This is a genomic window from bacterium (assembly GCA_029210545.1).
Classification (GTDB): domain Bacteria; phylum BMS3Abin14; class BMS3Abin14; order BMS3Abin14; family BMS3Abin14; genus JARGFV01.
Genome location: JARGFV010000101.1, coordinates 1 through 8,952, shown reverse-complemented (window position 1 = coordinate 8,952; position 8,952 = coordinate 1). Strand labels below are relative to the sequence as shown.

General features: G+C 58.9%; 5 protein-coding genes. All 5 read left to right on the top strand.

Features of this window, described 5'->3' with window-relative positions; genetic code table 11:
• Positions 1–257 precede the first annotated feature (257 nt).
• The 5 genes from P1S46_09990 (at position 258) to P1S46_09970 (ending at position 8,209) form a co-directional block, all read left to right on the top strand.
• Positions 258–2,348, top strand: coding sequence for a PAS domain S-box protein (locus P1S46_09990; GenBank protein ID MDF1536808.1), 2,091 nt, complete (start codon positions 258–260; stop codon positions 2,346–2,348).
• A 272-nt stretch (positions 2,349–2,620) separates the two neighbouring features.
• On the top strand, positions 2,621–2,896 hold the full coding sequence (locus P1S46_09985) for a hypothetical protein (protein ID MDF1536807.1): 276 nt from the start codon (positions 2,621–2,623) through the stop codon (positions 2,894–2,896).
• Positions 2,893–4,959 carry a PAS domain S-box protein gene (locus P1S46_09980; protein MDF1536806.1) on the top strand — a complete coding sequence of 689 codons (2,067 nt, stop codon included), beginning with the start codon at positions 2,893–2,895 and terminating at the stop codon, positions 4,957–4,959. The genes P1S46_09985 and P1S46_09980 overlap by 4 nt, the downstream gene beginning before the upstream one ends.
• A gap of 169 nt (positions 4,960–5,128) precedes the next feature.
• Positions 5,129–6,976 carry an ABC-F family ATP-binding cassette domain-containing protein gene (locus P1S46_09975; protein ID MDF1536805.1) on the top strand — a complete coding sequence of 616 codons (1,848 nt, stop codon included), beginning with the start codon at positions 5,129–5,131 and terminating at the stop codon, positions 6,974–6,976.
• A gap of 285 nt (positions 6,977–7,261) precedes the next feature.
• Positions 7,262–8,209, top strand: a complete 948-nt coding sequence (locus tag P1S46_09970; protein ID MDF1536804.1) for a D-2-hydroxyacid dehydrogenase — start codon at positions 7,262–7,264, stop codon at positions 8,207–8,209.
• Positions 8,210–8,952 lie beyond the last annotated feature (743 nt).

Here is an 8,952-nt window from a genome sequence, read left to right as displayed (position 1 = left end):
CTTTAGTATTCCGCACAAGCGAACGACTCAGCAACGCCGCCGGAACGGAAAAGAACCTCGTGAATAGTCCGGGCTAAGCTCCGTTCCCCTCGGCAAGCTCGGGACAGGCGACAAGCTCACGGCAGGCAGGGGGGAACCATACCCGAAATCCGCCGGCCCAAACCGATCGCGGATTTCGGGTGCCCTGTTTCCGTTTGAAGTGGCCGGGGATATGAACTAAAATACAGCTTTTATACCCTTGCCCTGGTGCGTTGGATATGGATCGTTCCAAACTGCAGAAGATCCTGGACGCCGTCCCGGACATGTACTTTATCCTGGACGGTGACGGGGTCCTCCTCGATTTCAAGCCCTCCCGAACGACACAGCCTCTCATCCCTCCGGAACAGTTCCTCGAGAAACCCCTTGCGGAGGTGTTTTCCCATGAAATTTCCGAAGCAGCCATGGAACACGTGAGGAGGGTCCTCGCAACCGGCCAGGAGAGCCGAATGTCCTACACCCTTCCCGTGCAGGGAGATAAGGAGCATTTCGAGGCCCGGTTCATCCATCTCGACGAGGGAGAGGTCCTGGTCATGGTGCGGGATGTCACCGAGCATCGCCGTTCCGACGAATCGCTGCGGGCCCTTATCAACGCTTCCACCGACATGGCATTCCTCCTGGACAGGGAGGGGCGGATCATGGCCATCAATGACCGGGCTGCCTCCGACTACGGCATGAAAGCCGAAAAAATGACAGGGGTCCTCTACTGGGATCTCCTCGATGGGGAGACGACAGCCGTGCGCAGGCAGAGGTTCGCAGGGGTTCTGCGAACCGGGGAGCCCACCCTGGCGCTGGACATCTCCCGGGACCAGGTCTTCGAGGTCAACACCAACCCCTTGCACGGACCCGATGGCCGGGTGGCCGGTGTCGCGTATTTCATCAGGGACATCACCGCGAAAGTCCAGGCAGACCAGGAACTTATCGAATCGGAGGCGAGGTACCGGCATGTCTTCGAGAAGAACCCTGTCCCCATGTACATCTACGACATGGACACCCTGATGATCCTCGAGGTCAACAAGGCCATGACTGTGAACTACGGGTACACCAGGGACGAGATGACGGCCATGGGCATCAAGGATATCCGTCCCCCGGAGGATGTGAAGGAACTTTTGAAAAACGTGTCCGATCGGCGCCCAGGCCAGATCTGGCTGGGCCAAAGGCGCCACCTGAGAGCGGACGGTTCTGTCATCGACGTGGAGACCACGAGCAGTGACTTTCCCTTCAGGCAGACGAGGGCGCGGCTGGTCCTGTGCAACGACGTGACCGAAAAGGTCCGAATGCGGAAGGAACTGGAACAGAGCGAGGAGCGGTTTCGGGTTGCCTTCGAGACCAGCCCCGACTGCATCGTCATCGTGGATCTTGAAAAGAGGACCATTGTGGACGTCAACGAGGAGTTCGTCTCGAACAGCGGGTATGAGAAGGAAGAGGTGCTCGGACGAAACGCCATGAAGGTCGGGGTCTGGGCCGACAAGTCGGACAGGGATCGCTTCTACGAAGCCATTTCCGGACCCGGCAGCGTGGAGAGTTTCGAGGGCGATTTCCGAACGAAGGATGGAACGGTCAAGAGAGGACTGTTGTCGGCCCGTACTATTGACCTTGCCGGCAAAGCCCACCTTCTCATCATCGTCCGAGACGTCACACGCCTCATGGAGGCACGGGAACAGCTCAAGTCCTCCCTTGAAGAAAAAGAGATCCTGCTCAAGGAGATCCACCACCGGGTCAAGAACAACCTCCAGGTGATCTCCGGCCTTTTGGACCTCCAGGCCCATCACATCACCGATCCCCTGGGCCGGGCGGTTTACAAGGAAAGCCAGAACAGGGTCATCACCATGGCTCTCATCCACGAGGAACTTTACCAGAGCACCGACCTTGCCCAGGTTCATTTCGGCGATTACATCCGGAACCTGTGCGATAACCTCATGATCTCCTACGGGGTCGACCGCGAACGCATCGATCTGAAGGTCGATACAGGGAAGGCAAACATGGTGGTGGATACCGCCATCCCGTGCGGCCTCATCATCAACGAACTGGTGACAAACTCCCTCAAGCACGCTTTTCCCGGCGACAGGAAAGGAACCATCAGCATCTCTTTCCACACCCTCCCCGATGAGTTGTATGAGCTGACAGTCAGTGACGACGGGGTTGGTATTCCCGGGGATGTGGATATCCAACGTACGTCTACCCTGGGGATGCGGCTGGTCACCGTTCTGGTCCAGCAGCTGGGAGGAACCCTGGAGATCGGAGCCGGCGAAGGAACGAGCTTCACCATGGTCTTCAGCGAGTACCACGAGGCGGGGACGGTACTGTACTGACATCTTTTAGCTTACAGCAGAAAGATGAGAACGAAGCACGAGGAGCAAAGTGCGAAGAGATTCCAAACCTTGACAGGGTCGCAAAAAGTCCAATCCGGGACTTTTCGCGAGTCCATCAACCTTCGTTTATCGCTCCTGGTACTTCGTACCGGCTTTTCCCAGACCCAGGACTCAGGAATCTTTATTTTACACTTTTATCGGCTATAATAACGGGTGGGGTACCGGTAAACCTGTTTTGACGGCGCCGATCGTTTTGGCGGGAAAGGGAGGCCATGATCCAGCAGAACGAACTCGTCACGTTCCTCGTGGGTTTCGGCGTTGCCCTTTACGTCCTGGCCAACTCCCGACGGTTTCGTTCCATCCCCAACTTCAGGCTCCTCCTTGCCGCCTACATGGGCCTGTTCTCCGGGTGGGCCCTCACCATCCTGGAAGGGTTTGCCTTTCCTTCCCTGTTTAATATCCTGGAACACCTGTCCTATGCGCTCTGCTCGATCATGATCGCAGCCTGGTGCCGGGTCACCTTCCAGAGAGGTGGGAAGCAGGGATGAATATCGTTGCCCTCATCGATCTCACGGCGGCGGCGGCTTCCCTGGCAGCGCTGTACTTTATCCTCTCAGAGCTGTTCCGGAAGCCCGGGGGAGCGGAGATCATTCTGTTTACCATGGTTGTCGCCCTGACCTTCACACACGATGCGGGCAACTTCGTGGAATGGGCGGGGTGGACCAACTGGTTCGACCCCATCGAGGATTACATGGAGGTGCTCACGGCTGCCCTGTGGGCATTCTTCTTTTACACCTTCGCCCAGGAACTCACCGAACGAAAGCTCCGGGCCGGCGAAGCGAAATACAGGAGCCTTTTCGACATGGGGAACGACGGGATCGAGATCTGCGGCATCGATCCGGACGGATCCCCGGGGCGTTTTCTGGAGGTCAACGACGTGGCCTGTTCCATGCTGGGGTACACGCGGGAAGAGTACCTTTTGCTGAGGCCCGGGGATATTGGCGACCAGGGACCTGCGGACGAAAACCCCCAAGTGGTCAGGAAACTCCTCAAAGATGGCCGGGCCGTGTTCGAGAGGGTCCATATCGCCAAGGACGGCCGCAGGATCCCCGTGGAGATCAGTTCGAAGCTTTTCGACTTCGAAGGGGGAAAGCGCGTCATCTCAATGGTCAGGGACATCACCGAGAGAAAAGAGGCGGAGCGTAAACTGCGAGAAATACAGGAACTCGATGAGAAGATCCTGGACGCCTCCCCCGTGGCTTTTGTCCTCCACGATCCGGACCTGCGCATCGTCAGGGTGAGCAGCGCCTACCAGGATGTGACCGGTTTTGTTCCGGAAAATGTTATGGGCCGGACCCTGGAAGAGTTCATGCCCGATGGCCCGCAGAAGCGGAAGGTCATCGACAGCGTCAGGTGGGTGCAGGATCACGGTGTTCAGGTGGGCCCCCAGGAGATCGAATCTCCCGGTCTCGGCCGTCACCTCCGGGAGACGATCCTCCCCATTTTCGGGAAAGATCGGACCGTTACCAACACGTTGAGCGTCCTGGAGGACATCTCCGAACGCAAAAGGGCGTACGATGCCCTGGCCAGGAGCGAGGAACGGTACCGGATGCTGTACGACAGTATCTCGGACGGCGTGGTCATCCACGAGATTCATGAAGATGGGATGCCGGGCGCATTCCTGGACGTGAACCGCGGATTCTGCAACCTGGTCGGATACAGGCGATATGAGCTGCTGAAGATGTCGCCCCTTGATCTGGAGGCTCCGGAAGAAGCCGGTGACGCGCCCATGTACAGTGGAAACCTTGAGATGGGCGGGACGGCCTTCTTCGAGCGGAAGCTCGTTTCGAAGGAAGGCAGCCTGATCCCCGTGGAGATCAGCGCCCAGACTTTCCAGCTGGGTGACCGGTACCTGGGCCTGTCCGTCATCAGGGACATCTCTGAACGGCAGGAGGCGCAGGAACGCATCAGAAACTCCCTGGCGGAAAAGGAGATCCTTTTGCGGGAGATCCACCACCGGGTCAAGAACAACCTCCAGGTTATCTCCGGGCTGTTGAACCTGCAGTCACAATACATCGGCGATGTTGGTGTGCGCTCCGTCTTCAAGGAGAGCCAGAACAGGATCAAGACCATGGCCCTCATCCACGAGGAGCTGTACCAGCGCGAGGACCTGGCCCTGATCAACCTGGCCAAGTATCTCCGCGACCTGGTGGAGAACCTTTTCCAATCCTACATGGTGAAAAAGGAGGCCATCCAACTGGTCCTGGATATCCCGGTCCTGGATATAAACCTGGATACGGCGATCCCCTGCGGGCTCATCGTCAACGAACTTATCTCCAACGCCCTCAAGCACGCCTTCCCGGACCAGCGTAAGGGGAAGATCGAGGTTTCGGTAACGAGACTGGGCGGCACCTACACCCTGACCATCAGCGACGACGGGGTCGGGCTGCCCGAGGGGATGGACTACCGCAAGGTCAAATCCATGGGGATGCAGCTGGTCGTGGTCCTGGTGGAGCAGCTTGGCGGGGAGCTAACGTACAACGGCGAGGGCGGGACCTCCTTCATGATGACTTTCAAGGAACATCAGGAGGCCGGGACGGAAGTGCATTGATCAGCTGACGCCTGATCAATGCTGTGCGTGCGTAAAGCGTGTGTGCGTAAAGCGTGCGAGAGTGGTTGCGTCAGATCTTACGCGCTCACGCTCAACGCACGTACGCATTTACGTGGATTACAGACCCTTCCCTCTGGACGTTGGACCCTGGACTCTGTAATCTCCTTCCATGCTCAAGATCGAGAACCTCTCCAAGTCATACGGCACTCAGGCCCTCTTCGAGGGGGTGACCGTCAACATCAACCGGGGCGAGCGGGTCGGCCTGGTGGGGCGAAACGGTCATGGCAAAACCACCTTCCTGAGGCTCATAGCGGGGGAGGAGACGCCCGATTCGGGCATTATCACGGCGCCGCGGGGCTACCGCATCGGCCACCTTCGACAGCAGCTGGATTTTACCGAGTCAACCGTTCTCACTGAGGCGGCCCTGGGTCTGCCCGAAGAGGATAAGGACCAGAGCTGGAAGGCCGAAAAGGTACTGGCAGGCCTGGGTTTTTCCAGGGCCGACATGGAAAGGCCGCCCTACACCTTCTCCGGCGGCTACCAGGTGCGCCTGAACCTGGCAAAGCTCCTGGTTTCCGATCCCGATTTTCTGCTGCTGGACGAGCCCACCAACTACCTGGACATCGTGGCCATCCGCTGGCTGGAACGGTTTTTCCGCTCGTGGAGGGGTGAACTCCTGCTCGTGACCCACGACCGCAGCTTCATGGATTCGGTGACCACCCACACCATGGGGATCCATCGGCGCCGGATCCGGAAGATGCCCGGCGATACGGCCAGGTACTATGGCCAGATCGCCCTGGAAGAGGAGGTCCACGAAAAATCCCGGATCAACATCGAACGCAAGCGAAAACAGACCGAAGAGTTTATCCGGAAGTTCAGGGCCAAGGCCCGGCTGGTGGGGCTGGTCCAGTCCCGCATCCGGACCCTGGAAAAGCAGAAGGTGCCGGACCGGCTCGAGGCGATCCGCTCCATGGATTTCAACTTTCGCCTGGCGCCCATGGAGTCCAAGGTCATTATCCAGTGCAGGGACCTGGGGTATCGGTGGTCATCTGAGTTCCCGGAACTGTTTGCCGGCCTCGACCTTACGGTTGGCAGAGGTGACCGCATCGCAGTGGTGGGCCCCAACGGCAAGGGGAAGTCCACCTTTCTGCGGGTCCTGGCAGGGGAGCTTGAACCGGGAACGGGGACCGTGGGGGCTCACGGGACTGCCCGGATGGGGTTTTACGGACAGACCAACGTGGAGAGGCTCGAACCGAACCGGACAGTCGTGGAGGAACTGGTGGCGGGCGATCCTGACAGGTCGGTACAAAAGGCGAGGGGCGTCGCCGGCACCATGATGTTCGAGGGAGATGCCGCCCTCAAGAAAATATCGGTTCTTTCCGGAGGGGAGAAAAGCCGGGTGCTCCTGGGACGTCTCCTTCTGGAACCTCACAACCTCCTCCTTCTCGACGAACCGACCAACCATCTGGATATGGATTCGTGTGAGGCCCTGCTGAGCGCCCTGGTTCAGTTCGAGGGTGCCGTCGTCATCGTCACCCACAACGAGATGTTCCTCCACAGCCTGGCCCAGCGCCTGGTGGTGTTCGACCGCGGCCGGAGCGCCGTTTTCGAAGGGACCTACCGGAACTTCCTGGATGAGGTGGGCTGGGAGAGTGAGGAGCTTCCTGACACGGGGACGCGGGGACACGGAGACACGGAGAAACTACCTAAAGGCGAGTCTAAAAAAGAGGCGAGGAAGGAGAAGGCCCGGCTGCTGAAGGAAAAGGCCCGGGATCTGGCGCCGTTAAAGGAAAAGACGGAGGGGCTGGAAAGGGAAGTCCGGGAGCTGGAGCTGGAGGTGGAGAAGGTCAACGAAGAGCTGATCGCCGCTTCCAACTCGGGGGACGGGGATGCCATCGCCTCCCTGAGCAAGCAGCTGAGTGAGCTAAAGGACGAGCTGGAGAGAAACTATGAGGAGCTTTTCGGGGTTACCGAAGAGCTGGAACGGTTAGAACAGGAGTGGAGCGAAAAGCTGTAATTTCGTGTGGGCGTAGAGCGTACGTGCGTGGCAGCGTAAGATCTTACGCATTCACGCTTAACGCACTCACAGACGTACGATCTTGACAGGAGAGTAAAAGAGCTGTTGAACACGAAGTTCACAAAGTAGGGATTTGGTGTTTTGATCAAACCCTTCGTGCCCCTTCGCCTGCCATGAGCCTGTCGAATGGTGTACTTTGTGTTGGATTAGGCTCTAATCTTGAAATTTGAAATGCCTGCCCTGAGCCTTGTCGAAGGGTGAAATCTGAATTTGGAGAACCCTGCCATGAAGATCGTCGTTCTCGACGGTTACACCTTGAACCCTGGCGACCTGTCGTGGGAGGGGCTGGGAAAGCTCGGTGAGGTTACCGTCCATGACAGGACCTCACCCGATGAGCTCATGGACAGGGCTGTCGGAGCCGAGGTACTGCTCACCAACAAGGTGATTCTGGATGCCGAGGCCATCACCAACTTGCCCGATCTGAAATATGTCGGCGTACTGGCCACAGGGTACAACGTGGTGGATCTCGAAGCTGCGGCGCAGAGCGGGATCGCTGTTACCAACGTTCCGGCATACAGCACCGATTCGGTGGCCCAGATGGTCTTTGCGCTTCTCCTGGAGCTGATAAACGGAGTCGGCCGCCACAGCAGGTCGGTCCGTTCAGGTATCTGGTCAAAAAGCCCGGACTTCAGCTTTCACGAAATTCCCCTTGTCGAGCTTTCAGGCCTGACCATTGGTATCGTGGGTTACGGCGCCATCGGGCAGGGGGTGGCCCGGATAGCAAGGGCCATGGGGATGAAGGTCCTGGTCCACACTCGCACTCCTGGATCTGAAGAAGGGGTTCAGTACCTTGACCTGGATACCCTGTTCAATGAAAGCGACGTCGTTTCCCTGCACTGCCCCCTGACCGATAAGACGGTAGGCATTGTCAACCGGGAACGGCTCACCCGGATGAAACCGTCGGCGTTCCTCATCAACACGGCCCGCGGCCCCCTGGTGGATGAGCAGGCCCTGGCCGACGCCCTCAACGCGGGAGCCCTCGCTGGAGCGGGCCTGGACGTGTTATCGGTGGAACCGCCTCCTCCCGGCAACCCCCTTCTCTCGGCCAGAAACTGTGTGATCACACCCCACATCGCGTGGGCAACGAAGGCGGCCAGGGGCAGGCTCATGGGGACGGTGGTGAGTAATCTGGAGGCGTGGATGGATGGGAGGCCGGTGAATACAGTCAGCTGATGCTGACCCACGAGGGGGAGAGGAGGCGAATGGGGGAGGGGGAGAAAAACCTTTTGACACGGAGATGGGGGGACGCGGAGACGCGGAGAAAGGCGAAAAGAAGGAACGGTACGTTCGTTATCGCGAGCCGGCAACCAGGCGACTTGCCACGGCGTAGTCAAAGACGTAGACGGGAGCGATCTCAGGCCTTGTGGCCCAAAGGCCCGGGTTTAACCGCCAAGCACGCCAAGAACGCGGAGAAGATCCAGGAAACGGTTGTCATTGCGAACCATTATCTGGTGAAGCAATCTCAGGCTGTACGGCCCAAAGGCCCGGGTTTAACCGCCAGGCACGCCAAGAACACGGAGAAGAACAAAGGCTGCCTCACGCTCGCTCCCCTTGGTCGCTAAAGCCGCCAAGGCGCAAAGAAGATCAGGAACGGACTAACCACCAGCCTTCGCCACCAACCTTCGCCAAGGCCTCGGCCTGGCAAGCAGGGGGCCACAGAGGAAACCAACGTTCGTCATTGCGAGCCGGCAACCAGGCGACTTGCCACGGCGTAGTCAAAGACGTAGACGGGAGCGATCTCAGGCCTTTTGGCGCCACAGCGCATGGGTTTGGACCTTCGGGGCAGCGAGTCGCAGAGTTTCTCACCCCTCGGCGAGGAGACCGTGGCCCGCATCGAGGCCGACTGGGGCTCCCCGAGCTTCACCGGGGAGTTCCTGCCCGACAGCCGGGAAATCGACGAGGACAGCTTTTCGGCC

Bases quoted from the DNA above. Each gene is read 5' to 3' on its own strand.
- P1S46_09975 (MDF1536805.1), top strand. From the start codon at position 5,129: ATGCTCAAGATCGAGAACCTCTCCAAGTCATACGGCACTCAGGCCCTC.
- P1S46_09980 (MDF1536806.1), top strand. From the start codon at position 2,893: ATGAATATCGTTGCCCTCATCGATCTCACGGCGGCGGCGGCTTCCCTG.
- P1S46_09985 (MDF1536807.1), top strand. From the start codon at position 2,621: ATGATCCAGCAGAACGAACTCGTCACGTTCCTCGTGGGTTTCGGCGTT.
- P1S46_09990 (MDF1536808.1), top strand. From the start codon at position 258: ATGGATCGTTCCAAACTGCAGAAGATCCTGGACGCCGTCCCGGACATG.
- P1S46_09970 (MDF1536804.1), top strand. From the start codon at position 7,262: ATGAAGATCGTCGTTCTCGACGGTTACACCTTGAACCCTGGCGACCTG.